At 67.5% G+C, this 17,880-nt stretch carries 13 protein-coding genes; 2 read left to right on the top strand and 11 right to left on the bottom strand.

From position 1 onward, the window contains the following. Window positions 1-144 precede the first annotated feature (144 nt). The 11 genes from ACYVLV_RS19105 to ACYVLV_RS19055 form a co-directional block, all read right to left on the bottom strand. Window positions 145-4,110 (bottom strand): PA14 domain-containing protein, encoded by a 3,966-nt coding sequence (locus ACYVLV_RS19105; RefSeq protein WP_460812892.1) that lies wholly within the window; start codon window positions 4,108-4,110, stop codon window positions 145-147. Further along, window positions 4,107-5,345 (bottom strand): glycosyltransferase family 4 protein, encoded by a 1,239-nt coding sequence (locus ACYVLV_RS19100; RefSeq protein WP_460812888.1) that lies wholly within the window; start codon window positions 5,343-5,345, stop codon window positions 4,107-4,109. Before ACYVLV_RS19100 ends, ACYVLV_RS19105 begins: the two co-directional genes overlap by 4 nt. 151 nt (window positions 5,346-5,496) lie before the next feature. Continuing rightward, window positions 5,497-6,756, bottom strand: coding sequence for a glycosyltransferase (locus ACYVLV_RS19095; protein ID WP_460812885.1), 1,260 nt, complete (start codon window positions 6,754-6,756; stop codon window positions 5,497-5,499). Beyond that, window positions 6,753-7,859, bottom strand: coding sequence for a hypothetical protein (locus ACYVLV_RS19090; RefSeq protein WP_460812883.1), 1,107 nt, complete (start codon window positions 7,857-7,859; stop codon window positions 6,753-6,755). The genes ACYVLV_RS19095 and ACYVLV_RS19090 overlap by 4 nt, the downstream gene beginning before the upstream one ends. A 77-nt stretch (window positions 7,860-7,936) precedes the next feature. Beyond that, window positions 7,937-8,596, bottom strand: coding sequence for a sugar transferase (locus ACYVLV_RS19085; RefSeq protein ID WP_460812881.1), 660 nt, complete (start codon window positions 8,594-8,596; stop codon window positions 7,937-7,939). Window positions 8,597-8,811: 215 nt separating this feature from the next. Next, the gene (gene pth, locus ACYVLV_RS19080; protein WP_460812879.1) at window positions 8,812-9,402 is read right to left on the bottom strand and encodes an aminoacyl-tRNA hydrolase; all 591 of its coding nucleotides are present in this window, start codon (window positions 9,400-9,402) and stop codon (window positions 8,812-8,814) included. Window positions 9,403-9,514: 112 nt separating this feature from the next. After that, window positions 9,515-10,183 (bottom strand): 50S ribosomal protein L25/general stress protein Ctc, encoded by a 669-nt coding sequence (locus ACYVLV_RS19075; RefSeq protein ID WP_460812877.1) that lies wholly within the window; start codon window positions 10,181-10,183, stop codon window positions 9,515-9,517. A gap of 403 nt (window positions 10,184-10,586) precedes the next feature. Next, window positions 10,587-11,567 (bottom strand): ribose-phosphate diphosphokinase, encoded by a 981-nt coding sequence (locus ACYVLV_RS19070; RefSeq protein ID WP_460812874.1) that lies wholly within the window; start codon window positions 11,565-11,567, stop codon window positions 10,587-10,589. 55 nt (window positions 11,568-11,622) lie between these two features. Further along, window positions 11,623-13,092: a bifunctional UDP-N-acetylglucosamine diphosphorylase/glucosamine-1-phosphate N-acetyltransferase GlmU gene (gene glmU / locus ACYVLV_RS19065; RefSeq protein WP_460812872.1), complete on the bottom strand. Its 1,470-nt coding sequence runs from the start codon at window positions 13,090-13,092 to the stop codon at window positions 11,623-11,625. A gap of 246 nt (window positions 13,093-13,338) precedes the next feature. Continuing rightward, window positions 13,339-14,091, bottom strand: coding sequence for an SDR family NAD(P)-dependent oxidoreductase (locus tag ACYVLV_RS19060; RefSeq protein ID WP_460812869.1), 753 nt, complete (start codon window positions 14,089-14,091; stop codon window positions 13,339-13,341). Window positions 14,092-14,135: 44 nt separating this feature from the next. Continuing rightward, window positions 14,136-15,953 (bottom strand): cytochrome P450, encoded by a 1,818-nt coding sequence (locus ACYVLV_RS19055; protein WP_460812867.1) that lies wholly within the window; start codon window positions 15,951-15,953, stop codon window positions 14,136-14,138. Between the two features lie 90 nt (window positions 15,954-16,043). Here ACYVLV_RS19055 and ACYVLV_RS19050 point away from each other — a divergent pair, with 90 nt between their 5' ends. Further along, window positions 16,044-16,433: a PaaI family thioesterase gene (locus ACYVLV_RS19050; RefSeq protein ID WP_460812865.1), complete on the top strand. Its 390-nt coding sequence runs from the start codon at window positions 16,044-16,046 to the stop codon at window positions 16,431-16,433. 115 nt (window positions 16,434-16,548) lie between these two features. Then, window positions 16,549-17,877: a hypothetical protein gene (locus ACYVLV_RS19045; RefSeq protein ID WP_460812862.1), complete on the top strand. Its 1,329-nt coding sequence runs from the start codon at window positions 16,549-16,551 to the stop codon at window positions 17,875-17,877. Window positions 17,878-17,880: the final 3 nt, after the last annotated feature.

The following is a 17,880-nucleotide window of genomic DNA, read 5'->3' as shown; positions in this document are numbered from 1 at the left end:
CGGCCCCGCAAGTGGTCCTCGTCATCGTGGAAGCATCCCCATCTGTTCCTTCAGGACAGCCACCCATGACCACCTGTCTAGACCAGCCTCAGGTCGGACCGGTCACACGTCAAGTCCTATGGGAACACGAGATGTTGACGGTGACTACTTCCCTCGGGTGACGAACTTGGCCTTGGCCGGCGTCCGGTCGTTGTTCGCGTTGGCGTCGATGGCACGCACCTTGACGATGTAGCGGGTCTTCGCGGCCTTCTTCGGCAGCTTCATCTTCACCGCCCACTCCGTCTTCGTCGACAGGTCCTGCGCGATCACGGTGTCGATGAAGGCGGCCTTGCGACCCCAGCGGCCGTTGGCCTTGAGGTAGCGCTTGACGACCTTCTTCTTGACGGCACCGTTGCGCTTGGTGGTTTTCTTGACGACCTTCTGCAGCACCTGCACCTGCACCTTGCGCACGGCCTGGTTGTCGGTGGCCACACCCTGCACCTTCACCGTCCGGGCGGCGGTGGTGCCGCTCGGAGCCGACTTGACCGCGGTGCGCGGCGCGGCGGTGTCAGCAATCTGCACCGTGAAGGGCCGGTAGTCGCTGGGGCTCAGGTTGCCCTTGGCGTCCTGCGCCTTCACGTCCACGGCGTAACTGCCGGTGGGCAGGGTGAGCGGGATGCTCCACTCGGTCGTGGTGGCGCCCGGAGTGGCCAGGGTGGCTTCGTAGAAGTTGTACGACGGCCCCCAGGTCCCGTTGGGCTGGAGCCAGCGGTTCGCGGCGTCGATGCGGTTGTAGACCGCGACCCGGACGGCGGTGACGCCCTGGTCATCGCTGGCGGTGCCGGTGGCGGTGATGGGGCTGCTGGTCTGTTGGCTGTTCCGTTCCGGAGTGGTGACCTGGACGGTCGGGGCGACCGTGTCGGAAGGAACGGTGTTGACCGTGAACGGCGCGAAGAAACTCGGCGTCGTCTCGTTGCCGGCCGCGTCACGAGCACGGACGTCGAAGGCGTACTTGCCGTCGGGCAGGGCGATCGGCACGGTCCACGTGGTGGTCGCCGCACCGGGGTTGGCCAGCGAGGCCAGGCGCGAGTCGTAGTTCGGGCCCCAGGTCCCGTCCGACTGCAGCCAACGCGTCGAGGCGTCGCCGTCTCGGTTGTAGACCGCGACCCGCACCAGGTTGACGCCGACGTTGTCGGTGGCGGTGCCCGCAGCGGTGACCGTCGAGGTCGTGACGGTCTGGCGGTTGGTCGGGGAGGTCACCGTGACGGTGGGCCGCTCGCTGTCGACCGGGGTGGTGCTGACCTTGAAGGGTCGGTAGGCCGACGAGCGGTCGATGTTGCCCTTCAGGTCGACGGCGACCGCGTCCACGGCGAAGGATCCCTCGGGCAGCGTCAGATTGAGCGACCAGGTGGTCGAGGTGCCACCGGGGGTGGCCAGGGTCGCGTCGCGGGTCTTGTAGTTGGGTCCGAAGGTGCCGTCGGCCTGCAACCAGCGGTTGACGGACTCGTTGCGGTTGAGGATCGCGACTCGGACCTCGTTGACGTTGCGGTCGTCGGTCGCTCCGCCGGTGATCGTCACCGCGGTGGAACTGAGGACCTCGTTGACGCCGGGGGTGGTGACGGTCGTGTCGGCAGGGATGTTGTCCGGGCCCGGGTCGACCGGAACGGGGTCGACGAGGGTGTAGCCGGCGGTGATGACGGCGTCGCCGCCGTTCTCGTAGTACTCGACCCGGATGGTGTGGGCGCCGGGAGCGATCTCCGAGGAGGTGCCGGAGTAGGAGGTGGCGGCCTGGTCGCGCCACTCGTCGATGACGCGTTCGCCGTCGACGTAGACGCGTACCCCGTCGTCGGAGGTGACGTCGACCTTGACCGACTTCGCCGTGGTGGTGGTGAATGTGCTGGCCCACCGGGCCGAGAAGTCGTTGGAGCCGACTCCGGTGCCCGCGGGGCCGCCGGAACCGTAGTCGCCACCGACGGTGGCTTCGCAACGGCTGACGTCGGGCGCACCGGTCAGGGTCTTGTTGGACCAGTAGTCGGCCGTCCAGGGAGCCGCGGTGTCACAGGTCAGCGGGGTCGAGGTCGGCGGGACCGCTGCGCCGGTGCCGGCGGTGGAGAACAGGCCACCGACCTGGCTCCAGTCGATACCGCTGGGGCCGCTGGTTCCGTTGTCGACGAGCTGGCGGTTGTCGTACTGCACCTTCCCGTCGGGGGCGGGGAAGCGGTAGAGCGATCCGTCGGCCCAGGCTGCGTAGAGCCATCCGCCGATGTAGTCGAGGGCACGGGCGTCGGCGAAGTTGCGACCCGACGCGACCTCCTCGCGGGCGTCGAGGATGCCGCTTTCGAGGGAGTAGCCGCGGGAGAAGAGCTTGGAGTTGCCGGCCTTCACGTAGTAGATGCGGCCGTTGCTATAGGTCGCGACGTCGGTCTCGGCCACCCCGTAGGGCTGGCCGTACTGGGTCAAGCCGGAGTTGGAGTCGGCGTAGTCGGCGGCGACCGAGAGGTTGGTCTCGGCCCCGATCGCGGTGTTGGAGAAGGGCCGGGAGTAGAAGGCGTTGGCCCCACCGAAGTAGTGGACCTCGTCGTTCTGGACGAACCCGTCGCGCAGGCTGCTCCAGTTGACCCCGTCCACGGCCGGGCTGCTGACGGTCGAAGGGGTCCCGAGGGTCGCACCATCGAAGGCGACGCGACGCAGTTCGCCGGTTGCGAGGGTGAAGTTGAGGCTCACCGGGAGTTCGACGCTCACCGGTTGCGGGTTCACCGCGCCGCCGGCCACGCCCAACACCGCGAGGCGTTGGCGGATCTCGCCGGCGAAGTAGTCGGTGTCGTTGCCGATGAAGAGTTGGGTGTCGGTGGCGTGGATAGCCTCGGCGCCACGACCGCGGTCACGCTCGGGGTTCCAGGACAGGGGAACACCGGTGAGGGGGTCGAGAGCGACGATGCCGAACCGCTCGACCGCTCCGGGGCCGTCGTTGTCGCCTCGCGGGTGAGGCAGCGGGTTGTTCATCCACCGCTGGTGTCCGCCGACGTAGACGGCAGCGTCGGTGATCTCGCTGGCCCACAGGGTGTCGCCACCAGTCAGGTTGCGCCACGTCGGCTGCAGTCCGTCACCGGACTGGGTGGGCGGAAGCTCCCAGCGAGCAGCGGAGTCGCACAGCGAGTCGGCGTTCTTGTGGGCGCCGGTGCCGCTGACCACCATGTAGGAACTGTCCGGGGAGATGTCGATCCCGCGGATCCACGAGTCGTCGTAGACGGCCGCGCAGTCCTCGGCGTAGGAGTCGGTCGACCAGTTGGCCACCGACGGGGTGCCGCTCAGGCTGACCAGGGCCAACTGCTTGCGGGTGACCGTCCCGATCTTCTCGAAGTTTCCGGCGACGGCCAGCCACTTGCCGTCGTCGGAGGCGTCGATCTCCTGGATGTAGGAGGCGTACTGATAGCGCGACTCGGTGGCCGGGAGGTTGAAGTCGGTCTGGATGGCACCCGTGGTCGGGTCGAGCGAGCCGAGCCGAGTCACAGGGAGGTTGTTGAGTTGGCCGAAGCGCCCCGAGACGATCAACCGGTCCCCCACCAGAGCCATGTCGTTGACGACGTTGTTGGCCGAGGCGTTGAACGAACTGATGATCGAGCCGTCGAGGGCCAGTTGAACGATGCGCTTGCGGGACTCGCCGTTGACCTCGGTGAAGTCGCCTCCGACGTAGACGGACTGACCGTCGGCGGCGAACTGGACACTCTGTACACCGGGACGGTCACCCACGACTCCGGAGGTGTTCGGCGCCGGGCCGCGAAGCTCAGGCGCAAAGCCGGGGACGATCTGGCCGGTGGTGGAGTTGAACATGAACAACCACTGCCGGGTCTGGTCCGGAGAGTTGAAGGCACCGTTGCGGATCTTGTCGAAAGAACCGCCCACGACGACCAGCGGGCCAGAGGAGTCGATGCCGTAGACGCGACCGTTGAGGATCCGCGGCTGCTTCTGGTCCAGCGCGGGGCTGACGACCACGTCCTGCCCGGCCTGCGCCGGAGCCGGGGCGATGGCAAGACCACCTAGAGCGGTCAGGGCCGAGGCCAGGACCGCAACAGCGGGACGACCAAGCCTGGTCCGTAGAGAGGTCCTCGAACCGTGCTTGGTCTTCGTCATGCCTTCTGCATCCTGTCCTGTAACGGGGCTAGGGTGCGCCCGTGCTCAGAGATCGTACGATCGGGGTGGGCCGTGTGTCGACCACCTGAGCGGCCGGATCGGATCGGGGTGGCGCCCAGGGCGCGGGTGTAGACCCCTTCGAGCGAGGCCACGCATGCGTCCCAGTCGTAAGCCTCTAGCACCGCTGCGTGGGCCTCGTCGCCGCGGCGACGCTCCGCCTCGGGGTCGGCGAGGAGTTGGTTGAGAGCGACCACGAGGCCGTCCTCGTCGCCGTCCGCGAAGACTCGCGCGCCGGGCCGGTCCTGGCCCACGACCTCGAGGTGCGGTCCGATGTCGCTGACGACGACCGGCAGGCTGCTGCCCATGGCCTCGAGCAGGGTGAGCGGCAGACCCTCGAGTTCGGAGGGCTGGACGAAGCCGACGGCGTTGGTGAAGAGCTCGTCGAGCTCCTCGCCGTAGACGTACCCGGTCATGGTGACCCGCGGGTCCGCGGCCACTAGGCGTTCCAGCTCGGCGACGTAGTCGTCGGTGTAGCTCGAGCCGCCGGCGATGACCAGACGCATGTCGGTCTTGACCCGAGCGAAGGCCTTGAGCAGGAGGTCGGGACGCTTCTCGGGGACCAGGCGGCCGACGAAGAGCAGGTAGTCCCGGCCACGCAGGCCGTACTTGTCGAAGATGGCCGAGGCCTCGCGACGCGGCTTGAGGCTGGTCCCGTTCGGGACGTAGTCGCACTCGCGGTCGTAGACGGTGGCGTAGTGGTCGGCCAGGCTCTGGGAGACCGTCACGGTGCGGTCGGGCACGTGGGCGCTCATCCAGGTGCCGAGGTCGAGCATGCGGCTCGCACCGCCACCCCACTTGGCGCGGTCTGCGTCGAGACCGTGGACGGTCTGGACCACGGCGCCGCGGGCGGCGTAGCGGGCCATCGGGGCCATCAGGCCCGGTCCGACAGCGTGGTAGTGGAAGACGTCGTGGCGGGCGAAGAGGCCGTGCACGGTGGCCATGGCGGCGTGGCTGATGGCTTCGAGGCTGCGGACCGGCACCGTGGGCAGCGTGACGACGCGCATTCCCAGGTGCTCCTTGACGCGGCGGCCCTCGGAGTAGCGGCTCTGGGAGTAGACGGTCACTTCGTGACCACGCTCGGCCAGTCGTGCACCGATCTGCTCGACGTGGTGCTCGACGCCACCGAACGTCGCCGGAACCCCACGGGTTCCCAGCATCGCGATCTTGTAGCTCATTCGAACCCCTCTGTGTCTGAACTCTTGGTGAAGACCTGGACTTCCGCGCTCCGTGGCGCGGGCGGTCGTGCTTCAGTGAGACCCATGCAACCGGTCCGACCTCTATGCGGCTCCCGGCTTTTCCTCAAGGTTTCCTCAAGACGGCCCCTCATCATGTGACCGCCGTCATAGTCGAGGCTTTCGCTCCGCTGCTGACGCGGCGGTAGACAGCGTCCAGGGCTTCGAGGTGCGAGGCGATGGAGTACGACGCCACGGCACGCTCGCGGGCGGCCGCTCCCATCTCGTGGGCGCGCTGCGGGTCACCGGCCACGGCGGCCAATGCCTGGGCCAGCGCGGCAGGGTCGGCGTGGGGAACGAGTCGGCCGGTGACGCCGTCCTCGACCTGCTCGGGGAGCCCGCCGATGTCGGAGGCCACGACCGGACGGCCGCAGCCGTAGGCCTCGAGGATCGTCATCGGTTGATTCTCATACCACCGCGACGGAACGGCCAGCGCTGCGCTGGCGCGCATCAGGTCGTGCAGTTCGACCATCGGGATCCGCCCGAGGAACCGGATGCGATCGGCGACCCCACGGTCGCGGGCCAGCCGCTCCAGATCGGCGCGGGCGGGGCCGTCACCGGCGATGGTGACCGACAATCCCTCGGGCAGCAGCGCGACGGCCTCGACGAGCACGTCGACGCCCTTCTCGTGGGACAACCGACCGGCGTAGAGGATCCCCTGGCCGGGCGAGGTGGCGGCGGCGACGCCGGTGATGTCGCAGAAGTTCGGCAGGTGCACCAGCCGGTCGGGGAAGGCGTTGCCCTCCTCCATCTTCCCCAGCAGGAAACGGCTGGGGCAGAGGAACGCATCGATCGGGTCGTAGGCCTTGGTGGAGGTGTGCACCCGCAGTTCGAGGGCCGACAGGGCACTGCCGAAGGTCGAGCCGTTGTTGCATCGGCGCTTGGCGGCCTCACGGAACTTGCCGGGCAGGCAGGCCTCGCAGATCTTGCCGTGGTCGAGGAACTGGTAGGTCGGGCAGACGAGTTTGTAGTCGTGCAGCGTCATCACGGCCGGGATGCCGCGCTTGGCGAGCGGACGCAGGATCGAGGGAGAGAGTTGGTGATAGATGTTGTGCAGGTGGACGACATCAGGACGCTCACGGTCCAGGATCCGGCCCATCCCCTCCTTCGCGTCGGCGCGGTAGAGGATCTGCCCGGCCGTTCGGACCCGGGCCATCGCACCCTCGGGCGGAGGGTTCAGCTCCATCCGTTCGGGGAAGGTGTCGTCGTTGGGGTCGGCGTCGTTCTCGGGATGTTGCATGGCGAAGAACGCGACGTGGTCGCCTCGCTGCCGTTGACTTTCCGCCAGATCCAGCATGTAGGACTCTGCTCCGCCGCGGCGGTGCAGGAACTTGTTGACGTGGAGGATCCTCACGGTGTCGCCGCCTCGGCCACGTCGTCCTCGACGTCGATCAGGGGCGGGGCCAGGGGGGCCAACCGGTCCCCTGCTCCCCCGACGTTGGTCTCGCTGTTGTCGTCGACGATCATGAAGGAGGCGTAGATCTTCTCCATGTCCTGGAGGTAGTCGCCCTGGTCATCGACGGCGTACTGCGCGCGTCCGACCATCTCGAAGCCGAAGTCGTCCTCGAAGTCGTCCTTGACCCGACCGTTGGGACCCCATTCGACGGCGATCCCGACGGTCGATTGGGCGGCGTCATCGACGATGTAGGCGCCGTAGGAGATCAGGGCCCGCGCGATGATCTTCGCGGGTTCGGACTCCAGGCCGTCCACGTCGAAGTCGGGCGGCAGCGTGACCAGCGACCCCATCCGGCCGGCTTCCAGGGAACCGACATAGGCGTAGGCGTAGTCCTCGTCGGCGGTTCTGGCCGGCCAGCGGTAGCCACCGGACAGGACCGAGAGCATGGTGTCGGCGACGGTGATCTTCAGCGCGTGCCGGATGGTGCCCCCCGGCACCCATTCGCCGACGCGGATCGTTCCGCCGAAGGCGGTCATTCCCGAACCCCCGTGCGAGCCGTAGCCCGGTTCCTCCGGGAGACCACCGGTGAGGATCGAACTGCCTCGCCAGACCTCCGAGGCGTACTGCGAGACGATGCGACCGTCCTCGCAGACGTGGAGGGGTTGGGTCTCGAGGAGGGTGTAGTCGGGCAGCACGACCGCGGCAGCGTGGTTCGGTGTCCGGCCGGTGTAGTCGGGGTCGGTCAGCCATCCCTCGGGAATCGGCAGATCCTCGACCAGCACCTCGTCGGTGGCCTCGCCGCAGCGAGTGCGGTCGCGCACCCACCCCGCGGTGGTACGCAGGACGTCCTGGGTCTCCGCCCCGGGCGCGGCGATGATGAGGTCCTCCTCGGCCATCACGGTCAGGTCATCGGCCGAGACGGGGAACGGGACCAGATCGGCATCGTCGCCGCGGGGGTAGTTCCAGATGGATTCGGCGGGGTACGGCCACAGGAGGGGGTCGCGCTCTCCGGGGACCTCATCGCCGGTGAGTTGCGCGCAGGCGCTCAGGACCAGGCTCAACGAAATGACGCCTACCCACCTCGCGGGCCGACGCAGCGGGCGGGTGGGGGGACGGGTGGCGGGGGTGCGACGCATGCTCAGTACGCACCCCGGCGGGTGACCACAGCGGTGACGGTAGACATCAGGACCATCAGGTCGTCCTGGGCGGTCCAGCCACGGTCGTAGGACAGGTCGAGGTCGATGGCGGTCTCCTGGTCGAGGTCCGAGCGTCCGCTGACCTGCCACAGACCAGTGACCCCGGGCAGCACGTTGAGTCGATGTGACTCTCGCTCAGAGTAGACGGCCACCTCACAGGGCAGGGCGGGTCGTGGGCCCACGAGGGCCATGTCGCCTCGTACGACGTTGAGGAGCTGCGGAAGCTCGTCCAGCGACGTCTTGCGCAGCAGGGCTCCCAGTCGGGTCACCCGTGGGTCGGCGTGCAGCTTGAACAGGGGCCCCGCTGCCTCGTTGGCGTCGGCCAGTGCCGGCTGCAGGAACTCGGCGCCTTGGCACATGGTGCGAATCTTGAAGATGGTGAAGGTCCGGCCGTTGTGGCCCACCCGCGTCTGGCGGAAGACGGCGCCACCGCGGCTGTCCAGGCGCACCGCGAGGACGAGCACGAGGAGGATCGGCAGGGCGAATAGGAGGAGCACCGCGGCGAGGATGCGGTTCATCGCGTCGCGACGGGTGCTGTGCACCCAGCCCCGCGACGCGGGACGCGTCGGGAGGTGGACTCTCTCCATATGTGACGTGGTCACGACGATCCCCCCAGGATCTGGCATTTCCCCCATACATGAAGAACCCCGATGTCCTCACGACCTGCTTTGGAGGCAACTTTAGCGCTCCGCAGACGGCTCGGCCATGGCCTCAGGCAGGGCCTGGCGGCCTCGAACCTGGTCCGTTACCCGCCTGTTGCCGGGGGTTCGGCTCAGCCGGGGGATCTGGGCTCCGCCGGCCCGCCGAAACCTGTTACCTAACTGTTGAACTGTTGCTGTGTGGTGTCCAGACCATGGTTGATCAGGCTTTCAACGGCGTCTGCAGCACGGTCGACCTGGAAGGGCAGCACCTTGCGCTCGGTCGCGGAGTAGTTCGACAGCAAGAAGTCGGCGGGGTCCTGGCGGCCCGGTGGCCGTCCCACACCGACGCGAACCCGGTAGTAGTCACCGGTCCCCAGCGAGGCCCGCAGGGAGCGCAGACCGTTGTGGCCGTTGTCCCCGCCGCCCAACTTGACCCGCATGGTGTCGAAGGCGATGTCGAGTTCGTCGTGGACGGCGATCACCCGGTTGGCCGGCACCTTGTAGAAGGTGGCCAGGGCCTTGGCGGGCCCGCCGAGCTCGTTCATGAACGATCGCGGTCGGGCCAGCACGATGCGGGGACCATCGGATCCCGGCGCGCCGAGCCGGCCTTCGACCACGTCTGCTCGTCCGGTCTTGTGGGATCGGAAGGATCCGGAGAGTCGTTGGGCGAGTTCGTCGATGACGAGGTAGCCGACGTTGTGTCGGTGTCCGGCGTAGGTCTTCCCAGGGTTCCCCAGGCCGACCACCAGCCACACGTCGCCACTCATCGGGCTCTCCTCATCGTCGTCACCCTCGACACCCTGTTCGTGCCGTTCGGGCGCGACGGGAGACACCCACCGCCCCACGAACCACCGCACGCGACTCAAGATCACGCGGAGATCACTCCGAGTCGGCGGAGTCTCCGGAGTCGCCCTGGGTCTTGGCCTCGTCGTCGTCGTCGGAGTCTTCACGCTCGATGCCGGCTTCGGCTTCGAGCTCCTCGAGCTCGGCCTCGAGGGCCTCTTCGCTCTGCTGCTCGGTGATGTTGACGATCAGCGTCTCGGGGTCCAGGAGCAGTTCGGAGCCCTCGGGCAGGATCAGGTCGGACGCCAGGATCTGGGTGCCGGCCGAGAGGCCCTCGATGGAGACCTCGATGTACTCGGGGATGTTCGCGGCCTCGGCCTCGATCTCGACGGTGGAGTTCTCGGTGACGACCAGCGAGTCGCGGGCGGCTTCACCGACGAGGTGGATCACGACGTCCACGGTGTACTTCTCGCCCTTGCGGACCGCGACGAAGTCGATGTGCTCGAGCGTACGGCGGATCGGGTCGACCTGGATCTGCTTGGTCAGCGCGAGCTGCGAGGTGCCCTCGATGTCGAGGTCCAGCAGCGTGTTCGAGCCACCGTTCTTGAGCGCCAGCATGGTGGCGTGGCCGGGGAGGGTGACGTGCTGGGCCTCGTTGCCCTGGCCGTAGACGACCGCGGGGACCTTGTCCTCACGACGGATACGACGCGCTGCGCCCTTGCCGAACTCGGTGCGCGACTCGGCCTTGATCTTCACGGCTGCCATGTGGATCTCCTCTAGCTCAGAACGACGTCGGCGACGTCTTGGGGTCAAAGTGCAGTGGTCGCCGCGGAATGAGGGATCCGGCCCAGTCGATCACGGAGATCCTTGAGACAGGCTCAGGCTCCCTCGCCGAGGCAACTTCACGATCCTACGGAAACTCGCTGCGCGAGGCCAATCCACTCGCCTGCGGCGGACCACAGGCCCCCCGACCATGCCAGCGCTTTGCCTGCGCACCCTCCCGATGGACGCCCCTTCCGGACCAAGCGAGCGCAGCGAGCGAGGTGCGGACCGACCAACCGCGAGCGCAGCGAGCCTGGTTGGTCGGAACAGAAAAAACGGGGAGCGCAGCGACCACAAAGCCGCTGGCGGCCGCAGGCCGAGCGGCGAAGCCGCCGAGGCGAAGCCGCTATGCGTGCCCGTCGAACATCGAGGTGATGGAGCCGTCCTCGAAGACCTCGCGGATGGCGCGCGCCACCAGGGGGGCGATGGAAAGAACGGTGAGTTTCTCGAAGTGACGGTCCTCGGCCAGGGGCAGGGTGTTGGTCACGACGATCTCGGTGGCCGAGCAGTTCTTGAGTCGCTCCACGGCGGGGTCGGAGAGGATGGCGTGGGTGGCGGCGATCACCACGCCGGCGGCCCCGTCGGCCATGATCGCCTCGGCGGCCTTCACGATGGTCCCGCCGGTGTCGATCATGTCGTCGACCAGCACGCACATCCGGCCGGTGACGTCGCCGACGACGCGGTTGGCGACAGTTTCGTTGGGGCGGTCGGTGCGGCGGGACTTGTGGATGAAGGCCAGCGGTGCGCCGCCGAGGCGGGCCGACCAGCGCTCGGCGACCTTGATCCGACCGGCGTCCGGGGAGACGACGGCGAGCGACTGGCCGCCGTACTTCTCCTTGACGTAGTCGGCGAGGATCGGCAGGGCCATCAGGTGGTCGACGGGACCGTCGAAGAAGCCCTGGATCTGGTCGGCGTGCAGGTCGACGGTGATGAGACGGTCGGCGCCGGCGGTCTTGAACAGGTCGGCCATCAGGCGGGCAGAGATCGGCTCACGTCCGCGGTGCTTCTTGTCCTGGCGGGCGTAGCCGTAGAAGGGCATGACCACGGTGATGCGCTTGGCGCTGGCGCGCTTGAGCGCGTCGACCATGATCAGGTGTTCCATGATCCATTCGTTGACCGGAGCGGTGTGGCTCTGGATCACGAAGGCGTCGCAACCGCGGACGGATTCTTCGTACCGGACGTAGATCTCGGAGTTGGCGAATTCGTAGGCCGACTGCGGGACCAGATCGATCCCGAGGATGGAGACCACCTCGGCAGCGAGGTCGGGGTGGGCCCGACCGCTGAAGATCATCAGGTTCTTCTCGAAGGTCTTGGACATGCCGCTCACGTAAGACTCCTGATCATCGCCGGGGGATGGGCCGAATTCTGCCGGTTGGGAGAGGTCATCCCAATTCCGGGGCGTTGCCCTGAGACGAGGTTGTAGACGACGCTGCCTCTGCTGCGGCCGCCTGGTTGGTGCCGGGGCGCTTGTCCTGCGCCCAGTTCTCGATCAGACGTTGGGGTCCGGCGCTCAACGCGAGGGCGCCGGGGGGCACATCGGAGCGTACGACGGCCCCTGCACCGGTGGCGGCACCGTCGCCGATGACGACGGGTGCCACGAAGGTGTTGTTCGAGGCGGTGCGGGCGTGGCGGCCGACCACGGTCCGGTGCTTGGCCACCCCGTCGTAGTTCGCGAAGATCGTGCCAGCGCCGATGTTGGTGCCCTCCCCGATCTCGGCGTCGCCGACGTAGGAGAGGTGCGGCACCTTGGCCTGGTCACCGATCTGGGCGTTCTTGGTCTCGACGAAGGCGCCGATCTTGCCCTGGACACCCAGATTGGTTCCGGGGCGCAGGTAGGAGAACGGGCCGACGGTGGCACCCTCGCCGATGACGGCGAGTTCCGCGTGGGTGCGCACGACTCGTGCGCCGGTGCCGATCTCGCAGTCCTTCAGGGTGCTGTCCGGACCGATGACCGCGTCCTCTCCCACCACGGTGGCGCCGAGGAGTTGGACGCCGGGCAGGATGGTGACGTCCTGGGCGAGGACGACGTCGGAGTCGATCCAGGTGGTGGCGGGGTCCATCACGGACACGCCGGCCTTCATCCAGTCCTCGACGATGCGGCGGTTCAGCTCCCGACCCAGCAGGGCCAGCTCACAGCGATCGTTGGCCCCTTCGGTCTGCCAGGGGTCGTCGAGCGGGAAGGCCCCGACGGTGAGCCCGGCGTCACGGGCGATCTGGACGGTGTCGGTGAGGTAGTACTCGCCCTTCTGGTTGTCGTTGCCGATCTTGGTGAGGGCCTGGATGAGGAAGCCGACGTCGAAGGCGATGATCCCGGAGTTGATCTCGGCTATCGCTCGTTGTTCGCGGCTGGCGTCCTTCTCCTCCACGATGGCTTCGACATCGCCTTCGGCGTTGCGCAGGATCCGGCCGTAGCCGAAGGGGTCGTCGACGGCGGCGCTGAGCACGCTGACTGCGTGCTGGGCTGCCTCGTGCTCGGCGGCGAAGGCGATGAGGGACTCCCCCCGCAGAAGGGGGGTGTCACCGGTGGCCACGATGACGGTGCCGTCGCCGGGTCCGTCGGGGGCTGCGGCGAGTGCGTCCATCGCGATCCGAACGGCGTGGCCGGTGCCGAGTTGGTCCTCCTGGACCGCGAGAAGTGCGGCGGGCATCCGCTCTTGGATGTGGGCGCCCACCTGTTCACGCTGGTGACCCACCACCGCGACGACGCGCCGCGGCTCGAGCGCTTCCACGGCACGCAGGACGTGGCCGATCATCGACACACCGCCCACTTCGTGCAGGACCTTCATGGTCTTCGACTTCATCCGGGTTCCGCCACCGGCGGCAAGGACCACGACTGTCACGTTCTGCTGCACCATTACCTCCAATAGGCGCCCTCGCGCCGTAGGGAACCTACCCCGAGCAGGGGATGGGTGCGAGGGTCGGGGAGGACACTGAGTCGGGGAGCGAACTCCACCCGCACCGTGCGTTTCTCCTGTCCCAGCGGTCTCCTGTGGGTTCCTCGGGCGAACCACCGATCCGTGACGCAACAAGCGCCACGTTTGCTTGCTCGGAGGCGCTTTTCGCCTCACGACCGTTCGGCAAGCCTCCTAGCGTCGACCTCAGCCGGCGAGGTGCCCCTGATCGACCACCTGGATAGCCCCGTGAATGGCGGAGGCGTCCTCCGAGGCCAGGAAACAGATCGTGGCTGCGACGGACTCGGCGCTCATGAAGCCCCGAGCCGCGGACACCCGCATGATGAGCTCGAAGTCGGCGCCGTCGGGAATGTCGATGGTGTGGACCTGTGGAGTGTCCATGCCACCGGGACACACGCAGTTGATCCGGACCGGTGTGCGGAGGTACTCCACCGCCAACGCCTTGGTCAGCCCGACCAGACCGTGCTTCGCCGCGGTGTACGCCGCGGAGTAGGCCTCCCCCACCATCCCCGCCACCGAGGAGACATTCACGATGTTGCCGGCTGATTCGAGGAGGTGCGGCAACGCCGCCTGGCTGCAGAAGAAGGCACCGCTGAGATTCACCGCGATGTCCTGTGCCCATTGGTCCTCGGTCACCTCCGAGGTGATCCGGAAGTCGTGCCGTCCCGCGTTGTTCACCAGAACGTCCAGCTGCCCGAACTCCCCCACCGCTGCGGCGACCGCAGCACGACACGACTCGGGTGAGGACACGTCGAGGTGGCCGAAGCGCACCTCACCCGGTAGATCGGCGCAGGAGGCTGCGACCTCGGCGAGACGCTCCTGGTCGCGGGCGGCCGCGAAGACCGACACCCCCTGCGCGGCGAAGCGGCGTACCGTGGCGGCGCCCAAGCCGGAGGACGCACCGGTGACCAGAGCAACTCTCTCGACCTTGGTTGTCATGGCCGCACGGTAGTGCCCGGGCGACCCTCCTTCCTCCCGCCGGCTCACCGGACGTCGTAGGTGATCCGCATCTCCTTGATGCCGTTGATGAGGTTCGAGTGCAGGCGCCGCGGCGGGGCCTCCAACGCGATGTTCTCGATCGTCCCGAGGAGTTCGGTGAACAGGAGCCGCAACGACACGCGGGCCAGGTTGGCTCCCAGACAGAAGTGCTGGCCGATGCCGAACGACTGCTGGGGGTTGGGAGACCGATCGATCAGGAACTCGTGGGGGTCGGCGAACACGGCTGGGTCACGGTTCGACGCGGCGTACCACATCAGGACCTTGTCGCCCTTGGCGATCGGCTGGCCACCGAGCACCACGTCTGCGGTGGCGGTTCGTCGGAAGTGCTGGATCGGTGGCTCCCACCGCAACATCTCCTCGACGGCCGACGGGATCAGACTCGGATCGCTCACCAGTCGCGCGAGTGACTCCGGGTGCTCCAGCAGAGCGAGCAGCCCGTGTGAGGAGGCGGTGCGGGTCGTCTCGTTCCCCGCGACGATGAGGAACAGGAAGAAGAGGGTGAACTCCATGTCGTCCAACCGACGGCCATCGACCTCGGCCTCGAGGAGAGCGCTGGTCAGACTGCCCGAAGGATTGGCCCGCTCGCGCGCCGCCATCTCGAAGGCGTACCCGAAGATCTCCGCCGAAGCCTCCATCGCCGTTTCGGGCGTCGGTGCGATCTCGGGGTCCTGATCATCGATCAGGGCGTGGCTGAGTTCGTAGAGCCGTTGGCGATCCTCCGGCGGGACACCCATGAGTTCGCTGATCGACCACATCGGGATCCGAGCAGCCACGTCTGCGACGAACTCACAGCGGTCGCTGTTGCGCAGTTCGCCCACCACGCGGGCAGTCTCGGTCCGCAGGGACTCCTCGAGCTTGGCGATCATCCTCGGCGTGAAGGCCTTGGACACGATCGTGCGGAAGTCCCGGTGATCGGGCGGGTCCATGCCGATGATCACCATCCGCAACTGGTCGAGAGAGTCGCCCTCCATGTCGAGGCGCAACGGCCCACCGACCCAACTGGAGAACTCGCCCGGGGACGTCGACACCCGTTGTACGTCGGCGTGCCGGGTCAGCGCCCAGAATCCCGGACCGTCCGACTCTTCGTGCCAGTGCACGGGGCTTTCCCGACGGAGTCGGTCCAGCCAAACGTGTGGGGCGCTCTGCTCCCAGACCGAGGCATCGGTCAGGTCGATCTCAGCATCGGGGTTCGTCATGGTTTGCTCCTCGGTTGATCGGTTGGGGGAAAGCAGCGGCACCACGAAGGCTTCGATCATGGCCCGCTCCGTGGTGTCACTTTCGGCGGGCATCGCCAAGAACGAGACGATGCAACGAAGCAGCCACGCGCCGCGCAGTTGGTTCTCTGCGGGCTCCAGAGAGGAGTCGAACTGCTCGGCCATGCCGGCGGTCATCGCTTGCAGGAGTTCGGAGTTCTGACTCACGGCGAGGGGGACCGCCATGTTCTCGGGCTCGAACCACACGGCCAGCAGAGGATCGGCCCGGACCGCGGCGATACCGCCCACGATCAGGTCGACCATCTCCGCGACGTTCTCCCCCGACCGCTGGGCCGTGGAGGTGGGTGCCATGTTCGAGGCGATCCGCAACGTGGCCCGATGGACGAACCCGAGATGCAGGGCCGCCCGGTTGGGGAAGTAGCGATACAGCGTCGCCCGCGAACACCCGGCTAGCCGCGCGACATCCATCATCGAGGCCTTCGCGACCCCGTACCGAACGAAGGCCGCGCCCGCGGCATCGAGCAGACCGTCGATGGCTGCGCTCGAGTCGTCGTGGCGCTGCCACTCGCTATGAGACACATCGAGCATGATGTCTCATAGGCTTGGTTCTGGCAATGACCGTCCAGAACGATCCACCTCACGTCCCTCTCACGGACGGGCAGCGCTAGCGTCCTGGCCATGAGCGCCGACAGTTACCTCGGACCCTTCACCGCCCACTTGGGCTTCAGGCTCCTCCGAGCCGATGCCGACGGAGCGGCGATGGAGGCGGCCCCGGGCGAGGAGCACCTCAACGGCGGCGGGATCCTGCACGGCGGCTACCTCGGCGCCCTCCTCGACAGCGCCACCGGGTGGGCCGTTCACGCAGCGAGCGATCCCAACGTGGCCTGGCCGCACATCCAACTCAACACCCAGTTCCTCCGCGCGGCACGAGCCGGCGAGATGCTGACCTGCACGGCTCGGTGCGTTTCCCGCGGACGCCGCCTGGCCACCGCCGAGGCGGAGATCCACCAGAAAGGGCGGCTCATCGCCCGGGCCACCTCGACCCACGCGGCTCTCCGGCCGGAGTGACTCGGTCGCGGACAGCTCTCGTCACGCTCATCACGGGCACAGCGATCGCATAGGCACGGGCACAGTGATCGCATAGGGTTTTGCCACCACAGTTGTTTCTTCTCTCGGAGGCCCTATGCGCGTCAGCAGTTTCCTCGGCAACGCGTCGTCCCGCGTTGTCGTCCCGGTCGCCACAGTCGCGGTACTCGCCTCGCTCCTCGCTGCCGCACAAGCACCGGTTGCGGCGGCTGGAGAGACCTGCTCCGGGCTTCCCGCCACGCTGGTCGGTGCCCCCGGGCAGGACCTCGTCGGCACAGAGGGAGACGACGTGATCGTCACCAACGGGGCGGCAACCGTCTCAGCTCTCGGTGGCTCCGACACGATCTGTGTGACCGGGTCTACCCCGCGAGTCGATGCGGGCACGGGTGACGACAAGGTCGACTCCGCGACAACAAGCCGGCAGTTGCGAACCTCGCTGGGAGCAGGGTCCGACTCCTTCACCGGGAACGGCTCGGACGACTACGTGTACGTCGGCGACGACGATGATGATGCCGACGGGCCACTCGGGACCGACATCGTGAGCACCGGCACAGGCGACGACCTCGTCTTTGTGGGCGCCGCGCGGGGCGACGACCGCCCGAACAACGACGCTGTGTCGCTGGGCCGCGGGCGGGATGGCGTCACGGTGAGGGGTTCGATGCCTCACGTCGATGGCGGTGGGGGGTACGACAGCATCGTGCCCGTTTGGTCTCGTTCCAGCGCCCTAGACATCAACGTGTCCACCGGCACCATCACCCGTGACAGCGTGAGCACGGGATCCATCTCCAACCTCGAGGCCTACCACGTCAATCGCATCGACTGGGACGGGTTCCGGTTCACCGGAGGGCCTGCCGCGGAGGCGCTGTGGCTCGGCGGCGGCGAAGGCCTGACCAGAGGTGACGGCGGAGTGTCGGCGCGGATGGGTGGCGGAGACGACCTGCTGAACGTGCGGAGCCGTGATGTCGGGACGTTTCTCGGCGGCGGGGGTCAGGACACGCTCGCTGTCTTCGGCAAGAAGACATCAACGAAGTCCACGAGCTTCTTCGCCAACATGGCCCGCAGCCGCTTCGGCTTCAACGGCCAGAGGACCGCGACCTTCCGCGCATTCGAGGACCTGACGGTTCGCGATGTCAAGCATGCGGTGGTCAAGGGGAACGGTCGGCGAAACCAGATCTTCGTCACGGGGTGCAACAACACCGTTTTCGCCAAGGGTGGCCGAGACTTCGTCTCCGGCGCCCTCTTCCGCGCCTGCGAGAATGCTCGCGCACGGGCGTACACCGTCTACGGCATGGGCGGGAACGACACGCTGGTCGGCACCTTCGGACGGGATGTCTTGATCGGAGGACCGGGCAGGGACAAGGCCCTTGGACGGGACAACGTGGACCAATGCCGTGCCGAGGTGCGCCGCAGTTGCGAGCGCCGATGAAGG

This window comes from Nocardioides salsibiostraticola (genome assembly GCF_054783655.1).
Note: the sequence above shows the minus strand (reverse complement) of the source record. Positions and strands in the feature narration are given on the sequence as shown.